This is a genomic window from Vibrio sp. ED004, assembly GCF_023206395.1.
Taxonomy (GTDB): domain Bacteria; phylum Pseudomonadota; class Gammaproteobacteria; order Enterobacterales; family Vibrionaceae; genus Vibrio.
Genome location: NZ_CP066149.1, coordinates 1,578,639 through 1,593,985 on the forward strand (window position 1 = coordinate 1,578,639; position 15,347 = coordinate 1,593,985).

The window sequence follows — 15,347 nt, forward strand, 5'->3', positions numbered from 1 at the left end:
TAACAACATTAGTAGCGATAAAGCTCTCACATGCACCAGTTCAGGTAATTTCCCATGGAAAACCACAGCGCCGCCCCGTTTTCGTACACGCAAGAATCTCAGTTCGAGCAAGCGATTAAACACCCGATCCCCACTCTTTGGCAACAACGAAAAGATGGGTATGTAACATCATCCGGTAAAAAGAAGCTGTACTGGTGTAGCCTAACCTCACCGACTCATACCAAAGCCATCGTTATTTCAAATGGCCGTATCGAGTGCTGCCTAAAATACCAAGAACTCTTTTATGATTTCTATCAACAAGGCTATGACGTTTATTCATTTGACCACCAAGGTCAAGGTCAGTCGGAACGTATGGTAACAGACTCTGACATTGGTCACATTCATGAGTTCGATGATTATGCATCAGACATGTCTGACATCATTGCCAGTTTTGACTTAAGTAAATATACCGAGCGTTATCTTCTTGCACATTCAATGGGCAGTACCATCGCGACTCGCTATCTACAGACTCATCCGGATCACCCGTTTGATAAGATAACCCTGTGTGCGCCGATGTTTGGCATCAACACTGAATGGTACCTAAAACCTATCGCGATGGTTGTTGGACAAGTGCTTACCGCGTATCACGCTAAACCAACTTATGCGCCTGGCCAACAAGCGTATTACTCGAAGCCTTTCGAAAACAACTTACTGAGCCACAGCCAAGTTCGTTATCAGTGGTTCCGCCGTTTGTATGACGAGTCACCCTCTTTGCAGGTAGGCGGACCGAGCACGCGCTGGGTGTGGCAAGGGTTAATGGCAGCCAAGCAAGCCATCCAACAAACTCGCCAAATCAAAATCCCACTGCTTTTGATTCAAGCAGGGGAAGAGAAGATTGTCAGTAACGATGCTCAAGTGAAGTTCATCAACAAGCTGAAGAAAACCAACTCAGATTGCCAGTTTAAGGTCATCGAAGGGTCTAGGCATGAGGTGTTGTTTGAGAAGGATGAGTATCGCAATCCAACATTGGATGCCATTACTCAGTTTTTTGCTTAGCGTTAGCGTGGTAACAAGAAAAGTAACGGACAAAATAGAAAGGCACTAAAGAGGAAGAGAAGTAAGTGAGCTTTGCCCTCTTTTCTTGCGTGAATTTGGCATACAATTTCTAGATAGAGATATTGTATTTCAAAGGGCGCTAGCATTGGCTGGTGTCGATATTGGTTAAGCATTTTGCAATGAGGGTTAAATGACTATTCCTGCACTTAAAGATTCCGTGAAAATCGTTGCCTCTGATTTAGATGGTACGCTTCTGGCTCCCAACCATCAGTTAAGCGATTTTACCAAGCTGACACTCAAGAAGTTACACGACCAAGGTTACACCTTTATCTTCGCGACGGGTCGCCACCATGTCGATGTTGCGGGTATTCGTGAGATAGCTGGGATTCCGGCCTACATGATCACTTCAAACGGTGCGCGCGTGCACGACCAAAATGATCAGCTAATGTATAGCCAGAACGTGCCTCAGGATTTAGTTCAGCCTGTTATTGATGTGGTTCGCCAAGATCCAAACATCTTCATTCACATGTACCAAAATGAAGATTGGTTGCTGGATCGTGAAGATGAAATGCTGGCTAAGTTCCACAGTGAATCTGGCTTTAGCTACAAGCGCTTTGAAGCTGACAACGCGCCGAGTGATGGCATTGCGAAAGTCTTCTTCACACACCCAGAACAAGACCATGAATACCTAGTGACGTTTGAACAAAAGCTAAGAGATACGTTTGGCGACAAACTGAACATCGCTTTCTCTACGCCTTGGTGTCTAGAAGTGATGGCAGCAGAAGTATCGAAAGGCCACGCGTTAGACGCTGTTGCGAAGTCACTGAACCTGACTCTTGATAACTGCATTGCCTTTGGTGATGGTATGAATGATGCTGAGATGCTGGCTATGGCGGGTAAGGGCCTGATCATGGGCACATCACATGAGAAAGTGATGAAAGCTCTGCCAGATAATGAAGTGATTGGCAGCAACGCAGACGACGCCGTTGCACACTACTTAGAAAAACACCTACTCTAAGCAGTCCCAATAAAACATAAAGGCAGCCAATGGCTGCCTTTTTTGAACCTTACGCCAAAAGCTTTCTCTAAGGTTAGCGAGAACCGAGTACTTCTTTGCTTAAGATGGCCTGCCACTCCTGCTCTGTAACAGGCATGATGGACAAGCGATTACCACGTTTCACCAACGGCATTTCTGATAGCTCTGGCATGGCTTTCAATGTTGCTAAGGGAATCAAACGCTCAGTCACTCGTACAAACTCGACATCTACCATAATCCAACGTGGGTTGTCAGGTGAAGACTTAGGATCGTAGTAATCACTCTCTGGATCGAATTGAAAATGATCTGGGTAGGCTTCTCTGGTTACTTTTGCGATCCCCGCTACGCCAACTTTTTTACATGATGAATGATATATCATCACCAAGTCTCCAAGCTTGACGTCATCACGCATCATATTTCGAGCCTGATAGTTGCGTACACCTTCCCAACAAGAGGTTTTTTGTACTCTAAGAGTCTGAATAGAAAAGGTGTCGGGTTCTGTTTTAAATAACCAATATGCCATAATAAATCCAATTAACGGTTGCTCCGAGGAAGATATAACATGAAGGTAATGAAAAACCCAGTGACATGGCTAGTCGCATTCGCGCTACAAGGTTGTGTAACGGTGCCAGATACGCCGCAACAACCTGAAGTTCCACCAGCAACCTTGGATGAGCCACTGAGCATTCAACCGCAAACCTTCATCATGCGTGGTCAGGTTGTGGTTGGCCATGAGAGCCGAACCTTCACCCCTTGCGGTAGCCAGCAACAATACTGGTTAGACTTATCGCCTGAGCTAGCACTCGAGGCTCAAGGCTTAGCGACCAGACCTTATCAAGCCTTATACGGTGAGTTCATCGGTCACCTAACGGTACCAAGCCAAACTGGATACAATGCCGACTTCACCGCACGCTTCGTGGTTGACCAAGTCAATATCCTCACTGCCGAGAATCCTGATCGTTGTGACCAACCCTTGCGCTCTACTCGTGTGTTCGGTAATGAACCCTTCTGGTCAGCGACCTTTGATAAAGACCAACTCAAATACACCAAGATGGGCGAAGAGCCTCAGCGCCTCAATATCGAATCAAGCCGCACCACTCCAAGCACTCGTGATTACCAACTAGAAGGTCAATCAGCGCAAGGTGAACTAAACCTTATGAAAGAGAGTTGTAGCGACGGCATGAGCGACTCTATCTATGGCTGGGAAGCGAAACTAAACCTTAATGACAGCAAGTACAGCGGCTGTGCAACAGTATCTAACCAAGACTCTACTCTGGACTGGAGCGGGCTCTACTTCGCAAGCTCAACACAAAACTCTGGGTTCTCTATCAACCTAGAACTCAACGATGATCACAGCGCGATCACGACCTACTCATACAGCAATGGCGACCCTTCGATTGTTGAACAAGGCTTCTGGCAGCAACTCAACCAAAATCAGGTTCAAGTTGTGATGACTCGCCACCAGCAGCAATACCTGATCTCAGAGCGTATCTTCACACTCGATAACGGTAACCTGGTCGCTGAGAAAGAAAAGGTCGGTAACGTTGTCTATCCAATTGCCAATGGCGGTCTGGTGCTATTTGAGGCCAAGAATGAACAGGCACAAGTAAACACGACCACAGCCGTGGATCTAACCGCAAAGCAGATTAACTCAAGTGATCAACTTGATCCAAAAGTCGACCAAGCGATCCGCGAGTATTTTAAGATCAACAACAGTTCGCCTGATGACACCAAGTACCGCTGGCTGACCTACGACCTCAACGGTGATGGCAAAGAAGAGCTGTTTGCTCAACTCGACTGGTGTGGCTCTGGTGGCTGTACACTGCTTATCTTTGAAAACCACCAAGACAACTGGCGCTTCAATAGTCGAGTGACATTGGTTAAGGGCGATATACGCTTAGGTAAGTCGCAAAATCACGGTTGGCAGGATCTTATCTTCAATGTCAGTGGCGGCGGAGCAACACCTGCGAAACATGTTCTGTCTTACACTGGTGTTAGCTACCCACTCAATCCAAGCGTCGCACCGGTTGCAAATGACGCTGACATCAGCGACGTAGTTCTATTTGCTGATGGTATCTCACCAGCACAAAGCGGAGTTAAGCTGTAAAGATGAGTAACCAACAAGCTTGCAGTGGTTGTGGCTTCACTCATCAGTGTATTTGTCATCGAATACCGAGTACCGAAAGCCAAACCCATGTTGTATTACTCACTCACGAGAATGAATTGTCACGCGACACCAATACTGGAAAGCTGCTTCAACAATCACTTGAGCTGTGCGAGTCGTTCGTGTGGCAACGAAAAACGCCACCAGCCGATTTAATGGCATTACTTGAAGATGAGACACGACAACCTTTTCTATTATTCCCAAGTGATGAAAGCGTGGAATGTCAGCAAGCAGTATTGAACAAAGCTAATGACCGAGAACCGTTGTTCATTATCTTGGATGGCACATGGCAAGAAGCGAAGAAGATGCTCAACAAAAGCCCGTGGTTACAATCCATTCCGCAGGTTCATCTCGATATTGCCAGCGAATCTTCGTATACCTTGCGCCGTAACCAAGACAGTGGTCATCTATGCACCTGTGAGGTCGGTGTCGAACTACTCAAAGCTTTAGGTGAAGACGAACCCGCGAGATTGATTAACGATTACTATCAGTACTATCTCAAGGTATTCCAAGCCGACAAGAGTGGTCACGCGCTCAAATAGCGAAATACTGATGCTTAAGATAAATAGCGAAAGTAAATTACCACCTTCTAAAGAAGGTGGCTTTATGTGAGCCCCCTAAAAGGGGGCCTTTGTTTAGTCCAACGCCAATTGCTGCTGCTCCACGCGCTCTTTTTTCTCTTGATGTCTTACATAGCGTCGAATGATTTCTTCATTAACCCCTACGCTATCGACAAAATAGCCCCTTTTGCCAAAAGTGATTACCCCAGAGTTTGTTTCTCCTTAAATATGGAAATTTACTAAAGAGTTTTAAAGCTATTTTGCCTTTCAATACGCCCATCAACTTGGATATCGATAACTTAGGCGGAACTTTTACTACCAAGTGCACGTGGTCAACTTGAACGTTTAATTCAACGACTTCACATCCAAGTTGATTACAGTAAACGTTTATACATCGATAAACTTCTTTACCTACATTGTTTTTCAAAATCCTAAATCGATACTTTGGTGTCCACACTATGTGATATTGACATCTCCAAAATACGTGGGAAGCTTGATTATATCTGCTCATGTTATTTGTCCTCTTTGACTTCGCTAAAAATCAAGGGAGCATTTAACATGGGTAGAACTACAGGCAAAGCCAAACTGAATGATAACCACCTACTGAAGTAGGTGGTTTAGGGCTGAAAACAAAAAGGGTGAGCCATAAGCTCACCCTTTTTATATCTAAATTTAATCCATTGAACAGGCTAGTGTTTCACGTGAAACGATCAGCACATAACCCACCTCATCAAAATAGGCGTTTGGGTTCTCCAAAATAATAGCCTTGCAGGTAATCGACACCCATATCCTCTGCGATTCGGCATATTTGCTCGTTATGAACAAACTCCGCCACCGTCTTAGCATTCAGGATCTGACATAGACTCACCAGCTGCTGGGCTATCTTTCGCTGCTTCTTATCTTGATCGATATTTCGAATCAGGCTGCCATCTAGCTTGATCACTTGCGGTTCTAACTTCAATATCTCATCAATGTTCGAATAACCTGACCCAAAGTCATCAACGATAATATTCACGCCAAGGTCACGGAAATGGTTACACACCTCAATCAAGCGACCGTAGTCTTGAATTTGCTCCGTTTCCAACACCTCTAAACCAATACGTTGTGGGTGGCTGATTTGCTTGATCGCTTGCTCAAGATGAAGAATGGTTTTCTCATTGTTGAAATCTTGTGGCGCTAAATTGATTGAGAACGAATCGGTTCGCTGACTCATAAAATCAAAGGTACGCGTTATCATCTGACGGCTTAAGCGAGTATAGAGGTGAGTGCCTTCAATGATGGGTAAGAACTTACCCGGAGCAATCAACTGACCGTCTTCTTCGATTCGAACCAAGCATTCGTAGCTCTCTATCTGATGACTGTGTGCCGAGACTATTGGCTGAGAACACGCGACAATGTTTTGATTGAGCACTGCACGACTGACACACGACAACCAACCCAACTGTTCTTGGCGATGTTTTTCTAGTTGAATTAGCGCCTTAGCACTCACTAAATGTTTGTTCTGACTCACAGCACTGCGACGCGCTTCAATCGCTTTCAGTAATAAGTCATCTATCGAGGTATCAGGGAAATCTCGACGACTCGCAACACCCGCACAGATAGACACCGACAGATAATCAATATCGGGTAATCCGGTAGGTTCGAAATTCACATGCTCGGTTTGATCGGCAAATTCAGAGAAACGTTGATGAATATGTTCTTGGCTTGCCCAGCTATCAAACACCACCGCCCACTCGCCAATACCGATGCTATAAAGCTGGCACCCTTTATCAAAGAATTGCCACAGTGCTTTTTGAAAGTACTCACTCAAATCATGCAGCAGCTTGTCACCGACGCGATAGCCATACTTCTCATTGATCTGACCAAATGTCGTCACCTTCAAAGCCAACAAGTGACTATCCGCACTCATCTTCGACAGCTTCTCCCGCAATACACTTCGATTGGGTAAACCTGTACGGCGGTCAATTCGGTAGCTTGCTGTCAATGCAGTGGCTTGTTGTTGAATCTTGCTGGCCATGCTGTTGTTCATGTCATCGACATCGAGCAAAGCATTACGAATTAGTGAAAACAGAGGAGAGATATTGGTCGCGGGTTGTGTTTCTAATGGTTGCACAGCCTTGCCTTCGCCCTCTCTGAGCGCAAGATACGTCAAGCTATGGTGCAAAATTCGTTGTTGGTCACTCTCTTGAAAGAGCTCTCCCATGCAGTACACGCCATAGGTGTCGGCCAGTTTTTGGAAAACCTCCACCTCTTGGTTGCCATCAATAAAGTCGATGCGAGAAGTGCAGTTATAGATGAAGAACTGCTCTGGCTTATGGGTAGCAATCTGTTGAACGCCAAGTCGAATTTGTTCCAAGGTCAGCGAAGGATGGTCATAACAAAATCGAACCTCTTCACCCACTTGGAACTGACCGCTGAATTCTATGTCTCCACACTTCATTACCTTGAGTGGTAAGTGAATGTTTTGCGCTTTGGGGTCACCCACCATTAAGGGGAAGTTATGCAGTTGCTCAAAAGGCACTTCGAGGCCATCGGCCAAATAACGGTTATAGAGATCACGAACAGGCATCCCATCCAATTCTGCTAATCGGTTACCTTGAGATCCCGTGACTCGAAAAGTACGGCCAATTGGGTTCCACTCAGTGTAATACCCCTTGGTAATGGCCAATTCAACGCTGTGTAGCGCCACCATCACATAAGCATTTTCATAGCAGATACCATCAAGCATCACCCAGCGTCCATTATCTGTGATGGTCGATGCGCCGCCACAGATAGGTAATGAATATCTCGATTGCTCAAATGCGGCAAACAGTGCTCGGTCATTTATCTGCAAGCGATCAGCAAAGCAGATGAGACTTTGCGTACTCTCGTCACATTCAAGCTGCCGCCACATCGCTTGGCTATCAGCTTGTGGTTGTTCGCTGTATTCCACAACGCCACAAGTATAAGACGTCGCCTCAAAGCGAGTGACAATTAGGTAGAGACCTTGATGGAGAATGACACCTTGGCTGATGTAATGGTTAGCACTGCAACCAATCAGTTTGGCATTGGGGAACGTCGATTGAATCACTTGGCAGGCAACCAAAACCGCACCTTTCTCGAAAGACGAAAACACCTGAATCAGTAGCTTTTCATGTTGATGAAAATCTATCTTTTCCAATTCACGTTGGGTTTGTTCTATGTCTTGTATCAGGAGAGAGGTCGACTGCATATTCACATTAATCGTTGCGTTAATGATTTGTTATTGTGCTTATTATAGATAAGGCTTGCACGGAATATTTACGATCGTCTTACGAATAATGTGAGGTTAGTTAGACATCACTCATTCCACTAAAAAGCAGTCATTAATAGCGGCTGAGCACTTTTGTATCCAGTAGTTTTAGAATACTGAAAGCTTTAACAACTAAAACAGTCGCTTAGGCTCACCAAAGTAATAACCTTGTAGATAATCGACACCCATCTGTTCTGCTATCTCACAAACCTGTTGGTTATGGACAAATTCAGCAACCGTTTTGGCGTTGAACACTTGGCACAAGCGAACCAACTGAGAAGCGATATTTCTTTGCTTTTGGTCTTTGTCGATGTTGCGAATCAAACTGCCATCGAGCTTAATGATCTGTGGCTCAAGCTTAATAATCTCATCGATATTGGAATAGCCAGAGCCGAAGTCGTCAACAATGATCCTCGCCCCTAACGCGCGAAAGTGATCACACACCTCAATCATGCGACCATAATCTTTAATCTGTTCAGACTCGAGCACCTCTAAACCCAATCGAGTAGGATCGTTCATCCCATTAATCGCAGTCTCAAGAACCTCGAGCGTTTTGTCGCTCAGCAAATCTTGTGGGGATAGGTTGATAGAGAACGGGCTCTGCTTATCTACCATGTAACCTATGGTGTTCTTAATCATGTGTCGGCTAAGACGAGTGTAGAGATGCGTGTCGGCAATCATAGGTAGGAACTTACCTGGCGGCACAATCGTCCCGTCAGATTCCATGATTCTGACCAAGCACTCTTGACCAATCATTTCATGGGTGCCTGATGCCACGATAGGTTGTGAGTAAGTGATGATGTTCTGATCTAAGATCGCGCGACTTACACAACTCAGCCAACCGAGTTGCTCTTTACGATCTTCTTCACTCACCTGGATGTCTTTGGCATTGGTGATGTGGGTATTATTTCGCACCCCATAGCGTCGAGCTTCAATCGCTTTCAGTAAGATCTCATCACCGCTGTCGGTTAAGAAATCACAGCGACTGGCAAAACCACCGCACAATGAAACCGACAGATAATCAATATCAGTTAAGCCATAAGGCTCAAAGTTAATGTGTTCGATGTCATCCGCAAACTCAACGAAGCGCTCTTTTATCTTAGAGCTATCAACACTTGCGTTAAAGATGATCGCCCACTCACCAACCCCAATACTGAACAGCTCTACCTTGACCTTAGACTCTTTAACCACACGAAGCTGTAATCGCTCGATAAAGTGATTAGAGAGATCGAGTAGCAGCTGATCCCCAACTTGATAACCATACTTCTCGTTAACCTGATGGAAATTGGTTAGCTTTAAGGTCAGCAGATGCTCACTGAACAGAATCGTATTGAGGCGCTCTTTCAATACGATTCGATTTGGTAGCCCAGTACGGGAGTCAATACGGTAGCTCTCGGTTAAACGGCGAGCTTGTTGATGGAGTTTCTTTTCCATTTGAGTATTCATGCTATCGAGATCGGCCACTGCATTTCTTACGAGATTGAGCAGCGGTGATACCGTTGAATCACACTTAAAATCTTCGCAACGAAATTCATTAATCTCGTCCGACTCTCTCATCGCAATATAGGTGAGACTGTGGTGCAAGATCTCTTGGCGATCTTCATTGCGGTATAGCTCACCCATGCAGTAAGCACCGCACGTGTTCACAATCCCTTCAAATGGTTTCAGCTCGACCTTACTGTCGATGAACTCAAGGCGAGAGACACAGTTATAAATGATCACCGATTCAGGCTGATGCATAGCAAGCATCTCAGCGCCATGACGCACTTTTTCAGCGGTCAAAGAGGGGTGGTTATAGCAAAACTGCGCCTCTTCTCCGACTTGCCAAGGGCTATCAAACTCAATACTGCCGTCATCATTGATACGAAGAGGTGTCGAGATACCCTTCTTTCGGCCAAGTTCTCGATACAGCGGGAAGCTCATCAACTGGCTGAAAGGGAGATCTTTGCCATCGGCGAGGTAATGTTTGAACACCTCAATCGCAGGCTTGTCGTTAAGCGCATACAGGCGATTCCCCACAGCATGAGTCACGCGCAGCTTCATCCCGATTGGATTCCACTCAGAGTAAGCATCTGACCACACCTTCAACCTCGGGTTAATCAAAGCCACCGCAACACAAGCATGTTGGTAGGTTTGTTCGTTGTGCATAACCCAACGACCAAACTCGTTCTCATGGCACAGTCCACCAGCCACCGGTAACGCATAAGGCAAGTTTTCGAAGGCACTATAGATAGGATAATCACGACCTTCTACCTGATCACACAGACTGATAATCGTTTTGGTGTCTTTGGTTAGGCCTAGCTGAGAAGCAAGCGCTTGGCTGTCTTGATTTGGGTTACCCGTAAAAGGTTGAACCGCTGAGGTTAAATGGGTTTCGTTGAACTCACTGATGATGACTAAGGTGCATGCACTCTCAAGACAATTATCGCAGATAACATGACGAGCACTCTGACCGATTAACGTTGCACTGTTTAAACGATTAAGGGCAACATTCGCGATTCGACGAGCTATATCAGAGGATTGCGCGGAGAAAATTTGAATAAGGTACTGTTTGCTGTCACACCACTCTCGCAGATCAAATTGAGATTTAAATAACTCCTCAGTATTTGCGAGAAATGTAAATGTTTGCATGGCTACCCTTGTTCAAAATCGAGTGAAGTGAGAACCCGCAACCACTGCTATGACTGAATGAATCGATAAAAAGTAGTCGCCAATTATCCTAGCCTAAACAGGCTTTTATTGGCGACTAATGTAACAATTCACTATCATAAATGCGACACAATAAGCTTACAGTAGCCATTAAATTAGTCGCATAAGTTCGCTGAGTTGCTCTATTTCAACATCAGGAAGCACACTCGCCTTCGAAGAGAGGTATAAATTGGAACCAGTGTCATTAAACCAGCATGCTTGGAAGCCGTTTTTCTTAGCTCCGTAGACATCGGTTCTCAGGTGATCACCCACATGAAGAATGTTATTCGCATCAAAACCTAAGTATTGCTGCGCTTTATCAAACATATCTGGGTAAGGTTTGGCTTTGCCATCAGGGCCAGCTTTAAGGATTAATTGGAAGTACTGTCCTAAGCCAATTTTATGCGGGTCTACATTGCCATTGGTAATCGCCACCAAAGGAATGCGTTGGCTAAGCTCTGCCATCACTCGATGCGTTTCTTGAGGAACGTCGACTTGATTGCGCAGCCATAAGGCGTGTTCGATACCTTCACGAGCCGCCTGCTCTGCTTGCTGCTGTGAATAACCCAACTGCAGTAAACCGACCTTTATCTGAGTCTCACGCCACACGGTGACATCGTGCTTTAACATTGGATTATCAGATGCGACTTGTTGCTTGATACCTTGCCACTCTTCGAGTGATAAAGAGGCCGACACAGGATGCTTTTGATGAATCCACTGCGCCATCTCTTTCTCAACGTTCATTATCACAGGCCAGTTGTCGTACAAGGTGTCATCCAAGTCAAAGGTCATGGCTTTGACGGGCTTTAAGCCTCGATAAATTCGCATAGTAAAACCTTTAATCTAATCTTTGTTCTTCTTACGAGCTCTCGGATGAGCCTGATCATAAGCTTGCGCTAAGTGTTGGAAATCCAAGTGGGTATACACTTGCGTAGTCGAGATGTTTTCATGCCCTAATAACTCTTGAACAGCACGAAGGTTTTGGCTCGACTCCAGCACATGCGTTGCAAAAGAGTGACGCAGTTTGTGCGGGCTAATGTGGCTTGCCACAGCCTGCTTCTTACCCCACTCCTCCATACGTTTTTGCACGCTACGATGAGAGATGCGTGTCCCTAGTTTAGAAACAAACAGTGCGCTTTCTCCCGGCGAAGCTAATTCACCGCGAACCTTGAGCCATTTATCGACCCACTCTTTGGCTAAACCAGAAAACGGCGCCTTGCGTTCTTTGTCGCCCTTACCAATCACTCGGATCTCGCCCTGACGACCCAACACATCTTTAAGGTTGATACCGACCAGTTCCGCCAGTCGCAAGCCCGCGCCGTACATCACTTCCATCATAGCTCGGTCACGAATCGACAGTGGATCGTCCTCATTCACATCAAGCAGTTGACCCACTTCATCGACATCGAGGTTTTTAGGCAGAGGACGTTGTTTTCGAGGTGCCGAGACCCCTTTGGCAGGGTTGGCGGTCATTTCGCCACGCAGCACAAGGAAATCAAAGAAGCTGCGCAGTGAAGACAAACGCGTTGCAATACTGCTCGCTTTCATCCCCTCTCGCATGCCTTTACTGGCAAGTTGTCTTACCCACGCAGCATCAACTTGGCCCCAATCTTTTAGTCCAAGAGTGACTAAATGAGCGGCCATGGTTTCAAGTTGTTGTCGGTAATTACGTTGGGTGTGTAGGCTGAGTCCTTTCTCGCTCCTGAGATATTCATAGAAGCGAGAAAGTGGCTTTTGAAGGCTGTTAGGAAGAGGTATTTTGGGCTCTAGGCTCATTATTTATCTGCCAAGGTAAGGTGTCCGCCAAGTGAGCAACAACAAGCGCCAAATGACGTAAAAAGAGCGTATCCATATGAGGTTGGAAATGTCCGCCATCTTCACTAGAGAAAGCAAGTAAACCCAATGGAGACTGCTTAGCAAGTGGAAGTACTACATAAGAGCCTAGCTCTGGAACCTGAAAATCACCAAACAAATCGTGTCTGTCGGCTTTCCTCAGGCGTCCTAGATAAGCATCTTTGCCATTAAAATGGTTAAGCGAAAACTTCGAATAACCCTCAGCACTCAGTTGATAAAAGCCCGATTGAGAAAGAATTCGAACATGCGCTTTAAGCCCAAGATCTATTGCTTTCTGCTCAACGGCCTTAATCACCTGCATGAAGTCGCTGCATTTCTGCACTTGAGCTTGCAGATCCATAAACTCATAGAAGGTTTTATCGTTATTCGCCGCCAGTGACATCAAGCCAGTGATCTCTTCTTCGAGCTCTTCGATTCGATGACGTTGGCGTTTAAGTTGAATCTCAACCAGAGAAACAGCACCCTGCTCAACGTTATTAATAGCAAGGCGATCAACCAAATCTTTTCTGTCTTGGAAAAAATCTGGGTTATCACGTAAATATTCCGCGACCACTTCTGCGGTGAGTGCGTCGGCTTCAACGTAAGACAAAACCTATCCTTTATGTTTTATGAATCTATTGGTTATAAATCGTTATTAGCAAGAAAGTTGACCATCAAACACATGCGTTGCAGGGCCAGTCATAAACAGAGGTTTACCCGGACCTTGCCAGCTAATGTGTAAATCACCACCAGGTAGACGAACTTTCACATTCTCAGCCAATAAGCCTTGGGTAATACCTACCGCAACTGCGCCACATGCACCGCTGCCACACGCTTGAGTTTCGCCTGCACCACGCTCATAAACACGTAAGCGAACCTCTTCACGGTTAACCACCTGCATAAAGCCAGCATTAACACGCTCAGGGAAACGTTCATGTGATTCAAGAAGCGGGCCTAAGGTATCTACATCCGCGGTGTCGACGTCGTCAACAACAGTCACCACATGCGGGTTACCCATGCTCACCGCACCACAGAACAAGGTGTGTACATCCGTTCTCAGGATATAGGTCTTCTCTGGCTGTTTGGCCTTGAATGGAATCTTGCCTGGTTCGAACTCAGGAATGCCCATGTTGACTGTGATCAGGTCATTCTCTTCAATCTTAAGAACCATTTTGCCTTTCTTGGTGCTCACGTTGATGCTGTATTTATTCGTTAAGCCTTTCATGCGAACGAATCGTGCAAAACAACGCGCGCCATTACCACACTGCTCCACTTCACTGCCATCCGCATTGAATATGCGGTAATGGAAATCAGTTTCTGGATCATAGGGAGCCTCAACCACAAGTAGCTGGTCAAAGCCCACACCAGTGTGACGATCCGCCAAACGACGGATCAAATCTGGAGAAAAGAAAATATTTTGAGTAATGCAGTCCACGACCATGAAATCATTGCCCAAACCATGCATTTTAGAAAAGTGGAAGTGCATAACGCTTAAAATTACTCCGGAAGAATGTTTTCAAGTTCCCACAGACTCGTAAGCTCTTCACGCTGACGAACCAAGTGAGTTTTATCGCCATCAACCATCACTTCAGCCGCACGCGAACGAGTGTTGTAGTTAGATGACATCGCGAAGCCATAAGCACCCGCAGAACGAACTGCCAGTAAATCGCCTTCTTCAAGAACTAGGTCACGATCTTTACCTAGGAAGTCACCTGTCTCACAGATAGGGCCAACCAAATCGTAAGTCACCGCTTCACCCTGACGTGGGCTTACTGGAACAATATCTTGCCAAGCTTGGTAAAGCGCTGGACGCATTAGGTCGTTCATCGCGGCATCGATGATGGCAAAGTTCTTATGCTCCGTTGGCTTCAGGAACTCGACTTTCGTTAATAATACACCAGCGTTAGCAGCAATCGCTCTTCCAGGCTCGAAAATCAGCTCTAGATCAGAATGATTGTCTAGACGAGCCAATAGTGCTTTTGCGTAGTCAGAAGGCTGTGGTGGTAATTCATCACGATAAACCACGCCTAAACCACCACCGACATCAAGGTGTTTGATGTTGATACCGTTAGCACGCAGTTGGTCGATAAGTGCAAGCAGACGATCGGTTGCATCAATGAAAGGTTCGATATCCGTTAGCTGAGAACCGATGTGGCAATCAATACCGTGGATAGACAAGTTATCGAGTGTTTGTGCAAACGCATAAACAGCTGGAGCACGGTCGAAGGCAATACCAAACTTATTATCACGCAGACCTGTAGAAATGTAAGGGTGAGTGTTTGCATCAACATCTGGGTTGATACGCAGTGAAATCGGCGCTTTAACACCAAGCTCACCAGCCACTTTATTCAGTCGCTCTAGTTCTGGTTCAGACTCTACGTTGAAACACTTAATGTTCAACTCAAGCGCACGCTTCATTTCAGCGGCTGTTTTGCCCACACCAGAGAACACAACTTTCGCCGGATCGCCACCTGCAGCAACCACACGCTCTAACTCACCGCCAGAAACGATGTCAAAGCCTGAGCCCAAACGAGCCAAAGTGTTCAATACGCCAAGGTTCGAGTTAGCTTTAACGGCATAACACACCAAGTGTGGATGCTCACCAACCGATGAATCAAACGCATTCCAGTGGCGTTCTAATGTTGCACGAGAATATACATACAGCGGTGTACCATATTGCTCTGCTAGTTGTGAAAGTGCGACGTCCTCAGCCCAAAGCTGGCCATCTTCCTGATAGTTGAAGTAATCCAAAGTTCTTAT

12 protein-coding genes and 1 pseudogene are annotated in these 15,347 nt (G+C 45.9%); 4 read left to right on the plus strand and 9 right to left on the minus strand.

The features are described from left to right. Positions 1–54 precede the first annotated feature (54 nt). On the plus strand, positions 55–1,035 hold the full coding sequence (locus ITG10_RS07110; protein WP_017633150.1) for an alpha/beta fold hydrolase: 981 nt from the start codon (positions 55–57) through the stop codon (positions 1,033–1,035). Positions 1,036–1,225: 190 nt separating this feature from the next. Next, on the plus strand, positions 1,226–2,053 hold the full coding sequence (locus ITG10_RS07115) for a Cof-type HAD-IIB family hydrolase (protein WP_017633149.1): 828 nt from the start codon (positions 1,226–1,228) through the stop codon (positions 2,051–2,053). Between the two features lie 73 nt (positions 2,054–2,126). Here ITG10_RS07115 and ITG10_RS07120 read toward each other — a convergent pair whose 3' ends face one another. Then, complete coding sequence (locus ITG10_RS07120) at positions 2,127–2,594, minus strand: EVE domain-containing protein (RefSeq protein ID WP_017633148.1); 468 nt, start codon at positions 2,592–2,594, stop codon at positions 2,127–2,129. A gap of 39 nt (positions 2,595–2,633) precedes the next feature. Here ITG10_RS07120 and ITG10_RS07125 point away from each other — a divergent pair, with 39 nt between their 5' ends. After that, positions 2,634–4,178, plus strand: a complete 1,545-nt coding sequence (locus tag ITG10_RS07125; RefSeq protein WP_017633147.1) for a hypothetical protein — start codon at positions 2,634–2,636, stop codon at positions 4,176–4,178. Positions 4,179–4,180: 2 nt separating this feature from the next. Next, positions 4,181–4,777, plus strand: coding sequence for a DTW domain-containing protein (locus ITG10_RS07130; RefSeq protein ID WP_017633146.1), 597 nt, complete (start codon positions 4,181–4,183; stop codon positions 4,775–4,777). A gap of 93 nt (positions 4,778–4,870) precedes the next feature. Here the strand turns inward: ITG10_RS07130 and tnpA are convergent. The 8 genes and pseudogenes from tnpA to lysA all read right to left on the minus strand — a co-directional run bounded on the left by tnpA (position 4,871) and on the right by lysA (position 15,338). Beyond that, positions 4,871–5,306: pseudogene (gene tnpA, locus ITG10_RS07135) on the minus strand (IS200/IS605 family transposase). A 219-nt stretch (positions 5,307–5,525) separates the two neighbouring features. Beyond that, positions 5,526–8,006 carry an EAL domain-containing protein gene (locus ITG10_RS07140; RefSeq protein WP_017633321.1) on the minus strand — a complete coding sequence of 827 codons (2,481 nt, stop codon included), beginning with the start codon at positions 8,004–8,006 and terminating at the stop codon, positions 5,526–5,528. Between the two features lie 192 nt (positions 8,007–8,198). Then, a complete protein-coding gene (locus tag ITG10_RS07145) occupies positions 8,199–10,697 on the minus strand; it encodes an EAL domain-containing protein (protein WP_017633320.1) in 2,499 nt (832 codons plus the stop codon). A 168-nt stretch (positions 10,698–10,865) separates the two neighbouring features. After that, a complete protein-coding gene (gene yigB, locus ITG10_RS07150; RefSeq protein WP_017633319.1) occupies positions 10,866–11,582 on the minus strand; it encodes a 5-amino-6-(5-phospho-D-ribitylamino)uracil phosphatase YigB in 717 nt (238 codons plus the stop codon). A 15-nt stretch (positions 11,583–11,597) separates the two neighbouring features. Continuing rightward, entirely contained in the window at positions 11,598–12,530 is a 933-nt protein-coding gene (xerC, locus tag ITG10_RS07155; protein WP_017633318.1) for a tyrosine recombinase XerC, read from the minus strand. Next, positions 12,499–13,197, minus strand: a complete 699-nt coding sequence (locus ITG10_RS07160) for a DUF484 family protein (RefSeq protein ID WP_017633317.1) — start codon at positions 13,195–13,197, stop codon at positions 12,499–12,501. Before ITG10_RS07160 ends, xerC begins: the two co-directional genes overlap by 32 nt. Before the next feature lie 45 nt (positions 13,198–13,242). After that, positions 13,243–14,073, minus strand: coding sequence for a diaminopimelate epimerase (gene dapF / locus ITG10_RS07165; RefSeq protein ID WP_017061013.1), 831 nt, complete (start codon positions 14,071–14,073; stop codon positions 13,243–13,245). Positions 14,074–14,084: 11 nt separating this feature from the next. Then, on the minus strand, positions 14,085–15,338 hold the full coding sequence (gene lysA / locus ITG10_RS07170) for a diaminopimelate decarboxylase (protein WP_017633315.1): 1,254 nt from the start codon (positions 15,336–15,338) through the stop codon (positions 14,085–14,087). Positions 15,339–15,347: the final 9 nt, after the last annotated feature.